Origin of the sequence: Burkholderia sp. Ed8, assembly GCF_040761425.1 — a bacterium.
Classification (GTDB): domain Bacteria; phylum Pseudomonadota; class Gammaproteobacteria; order Burkholderiales; family Burkholderiaceae; genus Burkholderia; species Burkholderia seminalis.
This window is the reverse complement of record NZ_CP142885.1, coordinates 2,638,508-2,653,373: the sequence shown is the minus strand read 5'-3', so window position 1 is coordinate 2,653,373 and position 14,866 is coordinate 2,638,508. Positions and strand designations below refer to the sequence as shown.

Here is a 14,866-nt window from a genome sequence, read left to right as displayed (position 1 = left end):
ACCCGGACAACGCCAACGTGCCGGGACTCCGGCAAGATAATCCGGCATGCCGTCCCGGCGTCCATCGTGCGGGCGGGCAGCCGTGGTGCTTGCGAGGACCGGGTTCGGCCAGGATCAGCCATCCGATGTTTTTGCCACAACGAGCTGATGAACGAGGGCTTGAGTTCATTGCGCTATGCTCTCGCTCAGGTCAACATCCGGTCCATGCCATGCGCGTTTTTGCTCCTCTTGTCGTCGCTTTCCCAGTGCCCTCCTTGCACGGGTTGCGTGTCCCATTGATCGCACTCGCCTGCGGGCTAACCAGCGCTTCCTCGCTAGCCGAGGATGTCAATTGGCCGGAGTTGCCCAAGACGTGCTTCGTAAGCCAGCGGCCGGCAAGCGTGGAAGACGTGAGCAAGGGATGCGCCGCCTTTTTGATTGGGGGCCCCGAAAGATCAGTGGGTATGCCACTGAACATCCAAATTCCGCAGTATGCGTTTCACGTTGATAGCACTACGGGCAAGAAGACCGCGGTCATTGTGCTGCAGGCTGAGGAGCGCTCTGGGATCAAGGCGGTGGGCTTCAAGGAAGTGCAAACTTCAAGCATTGGCGCCGCGTTGTTGAGTGAGATGCAGTTCCTTGGCACAAGCAAACCACGTTAAGCGTGGCACCGATTCGGCGAACGTCCGCTTCGTGTCGGCTACAGTCGAACGCATCGGGCGGCATCCGGCCAGGAACGGCCGTTCGACAACCACACGCCAATCGTCGACAATCCGGACCGTACATTAGGGCGTTAGCTCTCTCAACGAACCTCGACCTTGAGTGAACCATGTCAAGCCTGTCGGAATCCTGCGACGCAGAACCTTCTAATGTGCATCGGCTGGTGATCGTCGAGGGCATCATGGGATCAGGCAAGTCTACGGCTATGCGGTTCATCGCAAAACACCTACAAGAAGCGGGACTACCGGCGGTGCCTATCCATGAAAGGACCGACCCGCATCCGGTGCGTGCGACGGACGAACTCGAACACTGGTTTGAACCGTGGAGGGACGCAACACCAGAGGATCTCGCGGGCCGCGCATTGGCGAGATGGGCCGCCTTCGTTGAGTACACGCTATCAAATGCCGAGATTCCGGTATTGGACGGTCAACTTTTCCACGGGGACCTGACCCACCTGCTCCTAATGAAGGCTGATACCGCGTTGATTTTCGGCTATATACGGAAGCTGGCAACGGTCGTTACCCCGCTCAATCCGCTGGTCCTTTACCTCTGGCAGGAAGACGTTGAAGAAGCCATCAGAAGGGTCTGCGTAGAACGAGGGCCTGAATGGACCGACTATCAGGTCAACTGGAAGCTGGCGGCTCCCTACTGTGTGAGCAAGGGGTACGTGGGACTGGACGGGCTGATTTCCCTGTACCATGATTACCGCCAACTCACCGACGGCTTGTTTCAGGAGCTGCCGTTAGCCAAGCTCGCTATTGAAAACTCGGGGAGGGACTGGCCCGCCTATGAAAGGCGAATTCTTCATGAGTTGGGGTTGCCGACGGGATGAGAACGCGGGCTGTAGTCCGCCAGTAGCAGTCATGCGCGCGTGACTTCATTGGGGCATCCCGACTGCGCGCAAGGATGCGTCCCTAAGAGGCCAGTTCAAAAACCCCTGCTCAGCTCGTCGGAAGATGTTCCAACAGATGAGCGAGCAGCCAAGTTTCAGGAATGCTTCGTGAATGTAGGCACGTCGCTCAAAGCGAGTGCGTAGGCGACGGAAATTGTGGAGCCAGGAATGCGTACGTTCGACCACCCAACGATACTTGCCCAGACCACTGCCATGCTCGGTCCGGCGCTTGGCGATCACCGGCTTGATACCGCGTTCGCGCAACGCGCGACGATGTCGGGTGCAATCGTAGCCGCGATCGGCGTAGACGACGCCGGGCTTCTGAAGCGGTCGGCCACGAACGCCGCGGATGGGTGGGATCGCATCAACGAGCGGCAGCAACTGCGTGACGTCGTTGGTGTTCGCGCCAGTCAGGATCGCAACGAGAGGAACGCCGTTGGCGTCTACGAGGATGTGGTGCTTGGAACCGGGTCGCGCGCGATCCGTGGGGTTCGGGCCAGTTTTTCGCCCGCCCCAACGGCGCGCACGGACGACGAATCGACCGCAGCGTATGACAGATCGATTTGGCCGGTCGCACGCAACTTGTCGAGCAGCAACTCGTGCAGTTGGTCCCATACACCAGCCTTTTGCCAGCCGCTCAATCGCCGCCAGCAAGTGGCGCCCGAGCCAAAGCCCAGACGAGTCGGCAAGTGGTTCCAACGAATTCCCGTTTTGAACACGAACAGGATACCGTTGAGCGCCGCACGATCGGACACGCGCGGACGACCAGGATCGCTCTTCGCGCGAAGCTTCGCAGGTGGCAGCAATGGTTCGATCAGTATCCACAGTTCGTCGTCAATGATTGGCGCTTCCATCCTTGGACTTCCCTTGTTCTGATGCCCAAGGTTAACAGCTTGCCGAGGAAGTAAACAACCCCTCTCCGGAGTTTTTGAACTGGCCTCTAAAGATCAAAGAACTCGCGCGACTTCAACCGACCTGCGGTATTTGAGGCGGGGCAAGCATCAGCTCAATGTCCGACAACCATCCGCGCATCTCCCCGGCCGGATCAATCTGGCCAAGCATGTGAGCGTCCATTGCCGGCACCACAACGTCGGCTAGCCACGCCTTCACCTTGTTGTGTCCCCACCTGGCCCCAGCAGGGGCGTGCAGATTGAGTTCTGCTGTGAGCAGCGCCGGAACATCATCGTCAGGTCCAAACGGTGACCCTGACCCAAGAAATAGTCCGGTGCAAAAGTAGAGAAATTCGGCATGATGTGTCCAAGCGGACACGAAGGCCATGCCATGAAGACGAGCAAGTTTACGGAAGAGCAGATCGCATTTGCCCTGAAGCAAGCCGAGCTGGGTACGAAGGTCGAAGAGATCTGCCGCAAACTCGGAATAAGCGAGGCGACTTTCTACAACTGGAAGAAGAAATTCGGAGGGTTGGGGCCTTCTGAGCTGCGCCGCTTGCGCCAGCTCGAAGAGGAAAACGCGAAGCTGAAGCGGCTCGTGGCGGACCTGAGCCTGGACAAGGCCATGTTGCAGGACGTACTCGCAAAAAAGCTCTGAAGCCTGCCCGTCGGCGCATGTTGATCGATGAATTGCGTGATCGCTATCGAACCAGCCTGACGAAGACTTGCGCGTTGTTTGGCATGTCTCGTTCGCTGTATCGGTATCAGTCGGTTGCGCGCGATTCGTCGGCGCTGCTCATGCGTATCAAGGAAATCACCGCCACGCGCGTGCACTATGGGTATCGGCGCGTTCACGTGGTCCTGCGACGGGAAGGCTGGCGAGATAACTGCAAGCGCGTCTACAGGCTGTATCGGGCGGAGGGCCTTTCACTGCGGCATAAGCGACCACGACGTAACAAATCGGCTCGGCTGCGACAGCCCAAGCATATCGTGACCGCGATCAACGAAATTTGGAGCATGGATTTCGTTGCGGATGCACTGTTCGATGGGCGACGCCTTCGGACTCTGACCGTCGTCGACAACTACACACGGGAATGCCTGGCCATCGAGGTTGGACAAAGCCTGAAGGGAGAGCATGTGGTCGAAGCGCTGACGCGTATCACCGCCATGCGCGGGCACCCTGCCACGATCAAGGTCGACAACGGCAGCGAGTTCATCTCGAAGGCAATGGATCGCTGGGCGTATGAACATGGCGTCGAACTGGATTTCAGCCGGCCGGGCACGCCTACTGACAACGCCAAGGTCGAAAGCTTCAACGGGCGCTTCCGGCAAGAATGTCTGAACGCGCATTGGTTCTTGTCATTGGCCGACGCGCAGAGCAAAATCGACGACTGGCGCACGTACTATAACGAGGTGCGTCCCCACTCTGCATTGCAGTGGATGACGCCCGCCGAATTCGCCCGTCAGGCAAGGGAATCCGCCTCGCCTGACAACTCAACCAAGCCGGAAATCTCCACTTCCGACCGGGACTAATTCTGGTTCAGGGTCACAAGCCGGAAATCTCCACTTCCGACCGGGACTAATTCTGGTTCAGGGTCAGGAGGGCCGCCGGCTTCGAAGTTGGCACGGAATGCGTCGAGCTTGTCTTGCAGTGACATGATAAGACCTCTTTCAAGTGATAAGAAATTACGCGGACAGCAGATCAGCGTAAAAGGGATAGTCGAGATAGCCGCGGTGATCTCCGCCATAGAACGTCGAGCGGTCGTAGGCATTGAGCGGAAGGTCTCTCCGGAATCGTTCCGGAAGATCGGGGTTTGCGAGGAAGGAGCGTCCGAAGGCGACTGTGTCAGCAACACCGGACTCAATGATGGCTTCGGCGCTGTCGCGGTCGAAACCACCGGCTGCCATGACGGAACCCCTGAAGATTTCCCGCAGCATGGCTGCGGCGATCGGTTGAGCGTCGTCTTCGATTTCCTCGGTGCCCTTGATGCGCGGCTCGATGACGTGAAGATAGGCGAGACCGAAGCGGTTCATCGCTTCCGTCACGTAGGAGAAGGTCGCTTTCGGATCGCTGTCGAACATTCCACCGAATTTACCGCTTGGAGAAAGCCGGACGGCGGTTCTGTCTCCGCCCCAGACGGATGTCATTGCTTCCACGACTTCCAACAGAAATCGCGCACGATTCTCTTTTGTTCCACCGTAAGCGTCGGTTCGGATGTTGCTGCCGTCCTGCAGGAATTGATCGGCAAGATAGCCGTTCGCCGAGTGCAGCTCGACGCCGTCGAACCCTGCTTCCATCGCACGCTCCGATGCCCGACGAAATTGACCAATGAGGTCCGGTATCTCGTCAAGTTCGAGCGCACGTGGCATCGCGAATTCGATTTCTCCATTCCTCGAGAAACCAACGCCTTCGGCGCGTAATGCGGATGGGCCGATCGGTGTTTCGCCGTCGATGATATCGGGGTGAGACTGCCGGCCACTGTGCCAAAGCTGCAGAAAGACGGTCGAGCCAGCCGCGTGTACGGCATCTGTGACCCTGCGCCATCCCGCGATCTGATGATCGCCATAGATTCCTGGTGCGCCGGCGTAGGCAATCCCACGCTTCGAGACCGGCGATGCTTCGGCGATCATGAAGCCGCCTTTGCTCGCACGCTGCCGGTAGTAATGAACCATCAAGTCTCCGGGTACGTCGCCCGCCTCGGAGCGCATTCTTGTCAGGGGCGCCAGAACCACGCGATGGGCAATCTCGTACGGACCGATTGCGGTTGGGCTGAAAAGCTTGCTCATGAAAACTCACCGAGTTGATGTGCTGAGTCAGTAAGTTAATTTATTCCCCGAGAAAGCAGTAGACTGTTATTTTTGATAACACTCATTCCAATGGAGAATGATCTGTGGACAGATTCGCGACCATGGAAGCATTCGTGCGCATCATTGAAACGGGTTCCTTTTCGGCAGCTGCTCGGCAACTCAGGGTTGGTCAGCCGTCGATATCAAAAGCTGTTGCACAGCTTGAAGAACGACTGGGAACACGACTTCTCTCACGCTCGACACGGGGGCTAACGCCGACTGAAGCAGGTCAGGGTTTTTACGAGCGGGCGAAGCGCGCGCTTGACGAAGCAAACGAAGCGGACCTCGCTGCAACTGGAGCCGGGACTGGACTGACAGGACGCTTGCGCTTCAGTGCAACGGTGACGTTTGCCCGGCTACACGTCATGCCGCTGCTACCCGCTTTTCTTGAGGCGCATCCTGCACTCACAGTCGAAGCAATTCTCGACGACCGTAGCGTCGATCTGATCGGGGAGAACATCGACATTGCGCTGCGGATGGGAGACCCAAAGTCGATGACCGTAACGGGAAAGCGGATTGCCACGTCCCGGCGCATGGTCGTCGCGACTTCCAACTATCTCGATCGACATGGCACGCCTGAACGGCCAGGTGATCTACCCAAATTTCCTGCCGTTATCTATACGCAAGGCGGTGGAGGAGAAACATGGACTTTTAGAAAGGGCGCGAAGTCGGAAGTTGTGACGCTCAAGAACATGATCAGCACTACCGCAGCCGAGGGGGTGCGTGAGGCTGTTTTTGCAGGCATGGGGTTGGCTGTCTCTACGGAGTGGATGTTCCAGCCGGAGATCGATCTCCATCGCGTTGAGACAGTTCTGCGCGATTGGACGCTCCCCTCACTTGATCTTTGGGCTGTTTATCCAGCAGGACGCCAGGCGACTGCGAAAGCACGCGCCTTTGCAGCTTTCATCAGCGAATGCCTGGCAAAGACACCTTTTGCACCTGCCGGGTAGGCTGGTCGTTGGCGCTGGGACCATTGCGATCACAAGCGTCCAAGGAGACGTCATCGTCGTCTGACCATCTCACATGGCGTGGACTGGAGTTGGCTTACGTACCGATGATCGACTGCGTTGCCGAGCGTAGCCTGAAGCTCGGGCCGGTTGCTACCGCCCACAATCGGTAAAACACTGGCCGAATGGCCGCTATCGGGTGGGCGGTCGGTCCGCTATGGGTCGATTGCTGCCGATGGCCGAATTCCCCATTGAGCGTTCTGGCGTGCGCCGATATGAATCTGCTGTCGTCGCGCCAGATGAGGCACATCCAACGTCACCTCGTCAAAAAATCGACCTTCCCGTATAAGTCGTCAGCCACTCCAGCGCCAGCGTCCCCGCCAGCGAGTTCCCGTTCGCATCCAGCCCCGGCGCCCACACGCACACGGCCATTTCACCCGGCAGCACCGCGACGATCCCCCCGCCGACACCACTCTTCGCCGGCAACCCGACCCGATACACGAAATCGCCGGCCGCGTCGTAAGTGCCGCAGGTCAGCATCAACGCCGACAGCCGTTTCGCGGAACTCGGATCGACGATCCGCTCGCCCGTCACCGGCGCGACGCCGCCGTTCGCAAGGAACAGCGCGGCGCTGGCAAGCTCGACGCAGTTCATCGTGATCGCGCACTGGCGGCAATACGCGTCGATCACCGTATCGGGCGGCATCTGCATGTTGCCGAAGCTCGCCATGAAATGCGCCATCGCGCGGTTGCGTTCCGCGTGCTGCAACTCCGACAGCGCGACGCGCGAATCGTAGTTGATGTCGTTCGCGCCGATCGTCCGCCGCACGAATTCGACCAGCGCCGTTTCGGCCTTGACGAAGCGGCGGCACAGCACGTCGGTGACGACCAGCGCCCCCGCGTTGATGAACGGATTGCGCGGCTTGCCGCGCTCGCTTTCGAGCTGCACCAGCGAATTGAACGCGTTGCCGGACGGCTCGCGGCCGACCCGTTCCCACAGTTCGTCGCCGAGCAACTGGAACGCGAGCGTGCAGGCGAACAGCTTCGAAATGCTCTGGATCGAGAAACGCTCGTGCGCGTCGCCGACCGTGTAAACGTTTCCGTCGAGTGTCACGACGGCCATCCCGAACTTGTCGGCAGGCACTTTCGCGAGTTCGGGAATGTAGTCGGCAACTCGTCCCTGGCCAATCCAGGGGGCGAGTTCGGTATGGATGCGTTCGAGGATCGGCTGGTAATTCATCAAGTCAGGCGGGTAGAGGCATGTCCCGGATTCCGGCGAGCCCGTATGGAACCGTCCCGGCGCCGATTCGTCAAGCGCAACCGACATCGCGCCCTTATTTTCAAGACCGCCAAACGGGCAAGCGGCGGTCGCAGTATCATGCGGTACGTTTCGGCCGATGGCCGGCGTCCGGCACCGGCCGGTGCCGCCGCGGCTTCCCTGATGATCCGACCGCTGCCCATGTCTTTTCGTATCCTGCTCGTCGAAGACGACACCCGCCTGTCCACGCTGATCGCCGGCTACCTGCGCAAGAACGACTACGAGGTCGACACTGTGCTGCATGGCGACGCCGCGGTGCCGGCGATCCTGTCCATTCGTCCCGATCTCGTGATCCTCGACGTGAACCTGCCGGGCAAGGACGGCTTCGAAATCTGCCGCGAGGCGCGCAAGCAATACGACGGCGTGATCATCATGGTGACGGCGCGCGACGAGCCGTTCGACGAGCTGCTCGGCCTCGAATTCGGCGCGGACGACTACGTGCACAAGCCCGTCGAGCCGCGCATCCTGCTCGCGCGGATCAAGGCCCAGTTGCGCCGCGCACCCGTGCGCGCGGCCGAAGGCACCGCGCCGCAGCCGGAGCGTTACGCGTTCGGCAAGTTCTCGATCGACCGTACCGACCGCACTGTCGTGCTGCCCGACGGCAGCACGCCCGACCTGACGTCGGCCGAGTTCGACCTGCTGTGGGCGCTGGTGTGCCATGCGGGCGAAGTCGTCAGCCGCGACGACCTGATGCTGCAGCTGCGCGGCGTCGAATTCGACGGCCTCGACCGCACGATCGACGGGCGCATCTCGAAGCTGCGCCGCAAGCTGCGCGACGACGCGAGCAACCCGCAGCGGATCAAGACGATCCGCAGCAAGGGTTATCAATTCAGCAAGCACGCGTGGGAATGACGCCGCCAGCGCGCGACGCCGTCACGTTCCGCGCGGGCATTGCGCCCGCTGGCCGGGAGCCGCGATGATCCGACGAACCCGTTCGCACCCCGATGCACCGCCGCTGCCGACGCTGCGCTACGTCAAATGGCGCTGGCTGCATTTCCGCCGCGCGTGGACCGACACGCGCGCCGACCGCATTCCGAGCTGGTCGCGCCTCTACGTGCGCACCTATCTGCATCTGCTCGGCCTCGTCCTGCTGACCGCGCTCGTGCCGGCGCTCGCGCTGTGCGTCGAATTGTCGCCGCAGGTCGTGTGGCATGCGTTCGACGCGCTGCCCGGCGACATCTATATCGTGCTCGCGTTCGTGTTCGCGGCGCCCGCCCTGGCGGCGTACCGGTGGATGCGGCCGGTGTGGTCGGATCTCGTGATGGTGCGCGAACGCGCGATCGACTTCACGGGCGGGCGGTTCAACACGCGCGCGCGCGAATCGCACAGCGTGATCATCGGCCCGCTCGCCCGCACGCTGAATGCGCTCGCGATGCGCATGGAGCGCCTGATCGCCGCGCAGCGCGATCTGACGAACGGCATTTCGCACGAGCTGCGCACGCCGCTCGCGCGCGTGCGTTTCGCGCTCGAAATGCTGCGCGAACCGGCTTCGGCGGCGGAATACCAGGGCGCGCTCGAGAGCATCGCGCAGGACGTGACCGAGCTCGAGGAATTGATCGACATGAGCCTGACGTTCGCGCGGCTCGAATACAGTTCGCTGCAGTCGAACCTCGAGATGACCGCGCCGGTCGCGTGGTTCGAACACCAGATCCACGACGCGCAACTGCTGTATCCGGAGCGCGCGATCGAGGCGCGCATCGCGATCGCGTCGGATCTGCGCGTGAAGATGGACCGGCGGCTGATGTCGTACGCGATGCGCAACCTGCTGCGCAACGCGAGCAAGTACGCGAAATCGCATATCGTCGTCGGCCTCTCGCTCGTGCACGGCAACATCGGGATCTTCGTCGAGGACGACGGCCCCGGCGTGCCGGAGAGCGAGCGCGAACGGATCTTCGACGCGTTCGTGCGCCTCGACCGCCGCACGGGCGGCTACGGGCTCGGCCTGTCGATCACGCGGCAGGTGCTCCACGCGCACAACGGCCGGATCGCGGTCGTCGATCCGGTCGAGCTCGGCGGCGCGCGCTTCGAGATCAGCTGGCCGGTCTAGCGATACGCCGCCGCGCGCTCAGTATGTGCGGCCGAGCTGCAGGTAGAAGTTGCGGCGGCCGCCGGGGGCGAGCGCCACGCCGATATAGACGGGCCCGAACGCGGTCGACAGGCTCGTGAAGAACGTATAGCTCTGCTTGAGCGCACCGCCGCCGATCTGCTGGCCGCTCGACCAGACGTTGCCGACTTCCGCGCTGGCGCCGACCGACAGCGCCTTGATCGGCGACGCGTTGAACGTCATCAACTGGTTCATGTAGGTGATCTGACCGTACGCGAGCTCGTTGCCGTTCAGCTGGTCGGCCGCATACGCGGACAGGTGCTGGAAGCCGCCGAGCGTGAAGTTGAACGCGTTGATCAGGTTGGTGCCGCCGATGCTCTTGCCGCCCTCGATCGTCGCGCTGACGCTGTGCCGCCCGAACTGCTGCGCGATCATCGCCTTGCCGTAGATCTCGGTGTACGGCGCGTTGTTGATCCCGTCGTCGAATGCCGATGCCGAGCGGCCGTTGCGCGACACCAGCGAGCGTTCGACGCGCAGTTCGCCGAAGTAGCCCTTGCGGGGGAACATCGGATCGTCGAGCTGATCGATGACGAACCGCGCGCGCGCGGTCAGCGCCTGGGACGTGAAGCTCGGCCACAGCAGGTTCTGGCCGCTGCCGTCGTCGAACGGCAGGTTGTAGGTCGGCGAGCCGTGCCCGGTCACGTAACCGATGCCGATCCGGAAATCGCCGAGCCGCGCGATCGGCAGGCCGAAATCGATCCCGGCGCGCGCCGTCTGCATCAGGTACTGCGTGATCTTCACGTCGCCGGTGTCGTCGTACAGGTTCGCGTAGCGGCGCTGATACTCCGCGTACGGCGACAGGTAGACGCCGTACGCCATCGACAGCGGCTGGCGGAATTCGACGCGCGCCGACTGCAGGTCGCTGCCGATCGTCGTATCGGCGCGGAATTCCAGCCCCGATTCGGTGAGCCACGGCCGCCGGTAGCCGACGTGCAGGCGGAAGCCGCCCTCGTCGGTCGAACTGCTCGACATGCCGAGCCCGAACAGCAGGAAATTCGGCCCCCAGTACTTCTCGCGCGCGTTGATCTCGAGCACGTTGTCGTCGCCGTGGCTCACGATCTGCTGCGTGACGCTCTCGAAATTGCCGCCCGTCGTGAGGCCGAGCAGGTCCTGGCTGACGGTCTGCGGATCGTAGGTGTCGCCGGGCTTCACGTGCAGCGCGTTGCTGACGACCCGCTTCGGCACGCCGCCGCTGGTCTGGATGTCGATGCGCGTGATCCGGATCGGCGGCGGCAGCGGCTGTGCGTGCGCGGACCGGTAGGCGGCGTACTGCTCCGGCGTGAGCGCGAAACGCCGCAGTTTCGGCAGCGCGGCGGTCGCGGCGGCGGCGCCGGCGGCGATCGCCTGCTTCGCGTTCTGGAAATCGGTAAACGCGAGCCCGCCGAGATCGGGCGTGAGCAGCACGTCGTGCGTGTCGAGCTGCTTGCGCTGCGCGGTCACGTTCTGGCGGATCAGGATGCCCACCATCTGCTGCATCACGTCGGCGGGCGACGCAAGCGCGTCGAGCGGGCGCAGTTGCGAGCCGATGTCGACGGCGATCACGACGTTCGCACCCATCTGCCGCGCGGTGTCGACGGGCAGGTTGCTGACGAGCCCGCCGTCCACGAGCGCGCGCCCGTTGATCTCGGCCGGTGCGAACAGACCCGGCATCGCCATGCTCGCGCGGATCGCGAGCGGCAGCGAGCCGTGGTCGAGCACGACCATCTGGCCCGTCTGCAGGTCGGTGGCGACCGCGCGGTACGGGATCGGCAGGCGGTCGAACGGCTGGTTGGTCGGCACGGCGGCCGTCCAGTTCGCGAGCAGCGCCTGCAGCCGGTTGCCCTGCACGAGGCCGACCGGCGCCTTCACGCCTTTCTTGCCGAAGCCGAGCGTCAGCCCGTTGATGTACAGCCGTTCGTCTTCCCGGCTGGTTTGCGGCAGGTCCGCGCGGTCCGTCACGTCGAACGCGATGTCCGCGAGGTTGACCTCCGACAGCCGCTTCTGCATCTCGCCGGCCGCCATCCCGCTCGCATACAGGCCGCCGACCACGGCGCCCATGCTGGTGCCCGCGATGCAGTCGATCGGGATCCGGTTGTCTTCCAGCACCTTGAGCACGCCGAGGTGCGCGTAGCCGCGCGCGCCGCCGCCGGACAGCACGAGGCCGACCGACGGGCGGCCGTCCGGGCCGCCGTCGGCCGTGCAGGCGTTCGCGGGCGTAGCGGGCGCGGCGGGCAGCGCCGCCGGTGCGCCCGCGGCAGCGGTAACGGTCGGGGCGGCGGCGGGTTCGGTGGCCGGCAGCGGCTGCGCGGCGACCGTGCAGCACCAGAAGGCGACGAGCGTCGTGCAGAGCGGGCGCACCCGCGCCCAGCGGGAGGAAACGGTCGCTGTCATGGTGGAAATACCTGGCGTGATCGGGCGTCTGAGGCCTGCCGGGAGCAGGCAAGACCGAGAGATTACCGTGTTTTACAGGCGCAACGCGAGCGGCCGTTTCGGAGTCCGATGCCCGCGAAGTGTCATTTTCGGCAAATTCGCCGCGAAAAAATCATCGGAATTGCCTAAAGTATCGGAACGATTTGCCGCTAAGCTCGTGATGGGGCGGCACGCACGCGCCGCGACAATGCGGCGCGGCTGTCCCGGCCCGTTCGCTCACAAAGGTTTGATATGTCGACACCGCTGTTCGGAAAGTTGTTTGCGCAACCCGTTGCGATCGACCCTGGAACGGCGAGTACGCGGATTTATACGCACGAGCGCGGCGTGGTGCTGAACCAGCCGTCGGTCGTCTGCTTCCGCAAGGGCGGCGCGACCGACGCGCGGCCGACGCTCGAGGCCGTCGGCGAACTCGCGAAGGCGCTGCTCGGCCGCGAACCGGGGCATCTCGAAGCCGTGCGGCCGATGCGCCATGGCGTGATCGCCGACGCGCACGCGGCCGAACAGATGATCCGCAGCTTCATCGACATGTCGCGCACCCGGTCGCGCTTCGGCCGCCGTGTCGAGGTCACGCTGTGCGTGCCGTCCGACGCGACGGCCGTCGAGCGCCGCGCGATCCGCGAAGCCGCGTTCGCGGCCGGCGTATCGGACGTCGAACTGATCGAGGAGTCGCTCGCGGCCGGGCTCGGCGCCGGCCTGCCGGTCACCGAGCCGGTCGGCTCGATGGTCATCGACATCGGCGGCGGGACGACCGAAGTCGCGGTGATCGCGCTCGGCGGCATCGTCTACCGCGAGGCGATCCGCGTGGGCGGCAGCCAGTTCGACGCGGCGATCGTCAATCATGTCCGTAACCTGTATGGCGTGCTGCTCGGCGAGCAGACGGCCGAGCACGTGAAGAAGACAATCGGCTCGGCCACCAGCGCGGTGCCGCGCACGTCGACGCGCGCGGTCGGGCGCGGCATCGGCGACGGCCTGCCGCGCTCGGTCGAGTTGTCCAACCACGACGTCGCGGACGCGCTGGCCGCGCCGCTCAAGCAGGTGATCGGCGCGGTGAAGTCGGTGCTGGAAAACGCGCCGGCCGAACTCGTGACCGACATTGCGCATCGCGGCGTGGTGCTGACGGGCGGCGGCGCGTTGCTCGCCGACCTCGAACGCCTGCTGTATGACGAGACGGGGCTGGTCGCGCGGATTGCCGACGAACCGGCCACCTGCGCGGTGCGCGGCGCCGGCGAGGCGATGGGGCGGCTGTCGATGTGTCCGGTCGATTGAGCCGGGCCAGGGGCGCCCGGGCATCGTTGCGCGGTGCGGACCGTCACATTCTTTCGATCTCCCTGTTGCCGGCGCGTATCGCCGGTCATCGTGCCGACCGGCCGCTGATCGTCCGGCATCGGTTCGCCGTGCGGCCATGCGCGAGCGTGTCGTGCCGGCGCGTTGCGCCCATCCAGGGCCGGGCCGTCCGAAACGGCCGATACACCTGACGACCCGAGAGACCGACCACCTTGAAATATCGAACCAGACGGAGCCTTGCGGCCAGAGCGGGCCGCCTGCTGGCCGTGTTTGCGTGCCTCTGGGGCGCGGCGGCCATTGCGATCGTCGCGTACGGGATGCGCATGCCGGGCGAACCGGCCGATGTCGCCGTGATCTTCGGCAACGCGCTCGACGAGACGGGCGCGCCGAAGCCCGTGCTCGCGGCCCGGCTCGAAGTCGGCGTGCGCTGTTACCGCGCGGGGCAGTGTCCGGCGTTCCTGGTCAGCGGCGCGATCGACGGTCCCGGGCTGAACGAGGCGACGGCCATGCGCGACTATCTCGTCGCGCGCGGCGTGCCGGCCGGCCGGATCGCCGTCGACGACCAGGGCGACAACACGCTCGCGACCGCGCAACACACGCTCGCTTACATGCAGGCGCACCACGTGTCGCGCGTGCTGATCGTCAGCCAGTACTATCACCTCGCGCGGGCGAGGCTCGCGTTCGAGCGCGTCGGCATCGCGCGCGCGAACATCTCCGCCGCGTATCCGCATCGCTTCCAGTGGCGCGATGTCTATTCGAGCTGGCGCGAGGTGCCGGCTTACGCGATGTATGCGGTGCGGCTGTGGGCGAATCCCGACGCGCAGCCGCGGTCGTTCCGGCCGATGCTTTATCTGATGAGCCTGTTTTCGTAACGCGCGCGCCGCGGGGCGAACGCTTCGGGTGCACGTGGTTCCGTTTTTTCTTCCGGTTTTCCTGTCCTTTTCTCTCCCCCCGGCACGGGATGTATTCGCCGCGTGGCAAGCGATAACGATCCGCATTGCAGTTTGAACGCAGGGGCGAAAATCGAAGCAATTTGGCCGATTGCCTGAAAATCAGGGGTTTATTTGATTGTTAAGTAAGCGCTGATTTTCAGTTCTACAATTTCGATAATTAAAATACTGCGCTGCGGAATTCATATACCTTGAATCGAAGTTGCGCATCAGCGTTTTCACTGATGCGGTGATTCCGTTATTTTTGCGAAAAATCAAATCGGAAAGACGAAAAACATGCGTAACGTCGTCGCCGGACATCTTGCGGTGGGTAAAAAATACAGGCTCGCTATCCCTTGATCTGATGGGTAAACATCGACTGGAAAACGGTTTGAGTTTGATATAGCCTTGTCTGACAAAAGCAGGGTAGTAATCAAATAAACCAGAAAGTCGCTGCAGAAAAACAGGGGCCGCCATCATGTCATTCGACTAGTCTTGCGTCTGCAATCTCGAATCCGGGCTGATTGAAAATCAGCCATGAATAAACC

At 62.9% G+C, this 14,866-nt stretch carries 13 protein-coding genes; 8 read left to right on the top strand and 5 right to left on the bottom strand.

Features of this window, described 5'->3' with window-relative positions; translation table 11 throughout:
• The first annotated feature begins 125 nt into the window (after positions 1-125).
• Both VXM69_RS12090 and VXM69_RS12085 read left to right on the top strand, forming a co-directional pair.
• The gene (locus VXM69_RS12090) at positions 126-641 is read left to right on the top strand and encodes a hypothetical protein (protein WP_367188663.1); all 516 of its coding nucleotides are present in this window, start codon (positions 126-128) and stop codon (positions 639-641) included.
• 167 nt (positions 642-808) lie between these two features.
• Entirely contained in the window at positions 809-1,531 is a 723-nt protein-coding gene (locus VXM69_RS12085) for a hypothetical protein (protein ID WP_226226876.1), read from the top strand.
• Positions 1,532-1,576: 45 nt separating this feature from the next.
• On the opposite strand, the gene VXM69_RS12080 is transcribed toward VXM69_RS12085, so the two are convergent.
• A protein-coding gene (locus VXM69_RS12080) for an IS5 family transposase (RefSeq protein WP_367188662.1) occupies positions 1,577-2,445 on the bottom strand; the annotation gives its coding sequence in 2 pieces (ribosomal slippage) (positions 1,577-2,097 and positions 2,097-2,445; 870 coding nt in all).
• 427 nt (positions 2,446-2,872) lie between these two features.
• On the opposite strand from VXM69_RS12080, the gene VXM69_RS12075 reads away from it, so the two are divergent.
• Positions 2,873-4,014, top strand: a protein-coding gene (locus tag VXM69_RS12075; protein ID WP_088578745.1) for an IS3 family transposase whose coding sequence is annotated in 2 segments (ribosomal slippage) — positions 2,873-3,125 and positions 3,125-4,014 — 1,143 coding nt in all. Because the reading frame shifts where the segments join, the coding sequence is not laid out codon by codon here.
• Between the two features lie 153 nt (positions 4,015-4,167).
• Here VXM69_RS12075 and VXM69_RS12070 read toward each other — a convergent pair.
• Entirely contained in the window at positions 4,168-5,268 is a 1,101-nt protein-coding gene (locus tag VXM69_RS12070; RefSeq protein ID WP_367188661.1) for an alkene reductase, read from the bottom strand.
• A 122-nt stretch (positions 5,269-5,390) separates the two neighbouring features.
• Here VXM69_RS12070 and VXM69_RS12065 point away from each other — a divergent pair, with 122 nt between their 5' ends.
• Entirely contained in the window at positions 5,391-6,278 is an 888-nt protein-coding gene (locus VXM69_RS12065) for a LysR family transcriptional regulator (protein ID WP_338152885.1), read from the top strand.
• A 321-nt stretch (positions 6,279-6,599) separates the two neighbouring features.
• Here the strand turns inward: VXM69_RS12065 and VXM69_RS12060 are convergent, their stop codons facing one another.
• A complete protein-coding gene (locus tag VXM69_RS12060) occupies positions 6,600-7,514 on the bottom strand; it encodes a glutaminase (RefSeq protein WP_059556833.1) in 915 nt (304 codons plus the stop codon).
• 219 nt (positions 7,515-7,733) lie between these two features.
• On the opposite strand from VXM69_RS12060, the gene VXM69_RS12055 reads away from it, so the two are divergent.
• Together VXM69_RS12055 and VXM69_RS12050 are read left to right on the top strand one after the other, a co-directional pair.
• The gene (locus VXM69_RS12055) at positions 7,734-8,444 is read left to right on the top strand and encodes a response regulator (RefSeq protein WP_034189512.1); all 711 of its coding nucleotides are present in this window, start codon (positions 7,734-7,736) and stop codon (positions 8,442-8,444) included.
• Between the two features lie 64 nt (positions 8,445-8,508).
• Positions 8,509-9,639 carry an ATP-binding protein gene (locus VXM69_RS12050; RefSeq protein WP_034189329.1) on the top strand — a complete coding sequence of 377 codons (1,131 nt, stop codon included), beginning with the start codon at positions 8,509-8,511 and terminating at the stop codon, positions 9,637-9,639.
• 18 nt (positions 9,640-9,657) lie between these two features.
• Here VXM69_RS12050 and VXM69_RS12045 read toward each other — a convergent pair whose 3' ends face one another.
• Entirely contained in the window at positions 9,658-12,066 is a 2,409-nt protein-coding gene (locus VXM69_RS12045) for a patatin-like phospholipase family protein (RefSeq protein ID WP_175868121.1), read from the bottom strand.
• A gap of 270 nt (positions 12,067-12,336) precedes the next feature.
• Between VXM69_RS12045 and VXM69_RS12040 the strand changes: the two genes are divergently transcribed.
• Both VXM69_RS12040 and VXM69_RS12035 read left to right on the top strand, forming a co-directional pair.
• Positions 12,337-13,371 (top strand): rod shape-determining protein, encoded by a 1,035-nt coding sequence (locus tag VXM69_RS12040; protein ID WP_034189331.1) that lies wholly within the window; start codon positions 12,337-12,339, stop codon positions 13,369-13,371.
• A 230-nt stretch (positions 13,372-13,601) separates the two neighbouring features.
• Positions 13,602-14,261: a YdcF family protein gene (locus VXM69_RS12035; protein WP_367188660.1), complete on the top strand. Its 660-nt coding sequence runs from the start codon at positions 13,602-13,604 to the stop codon at positions 14,259-14,261.
• A gap of 180 nt (positions 14,262-14,441) precedes the next feature.
• Here the strand turns inward: VXM69_RS12035 and VXM69_RS12030 are convergent, their stop codons facing one another.
• On the bottom strand, positions 14,442-14,798 hold the full coding sequence (locus tag VXM69_RS12030) for a hypothetical protein (protein WP_367188659.1): 357 nt from the start codon (positions 14,796-14,798) through the stop codon (positions 14,442-14,444).
• Between the last annotated feature and the right edge of the window lie 68 nt (positions 14,799-14,866).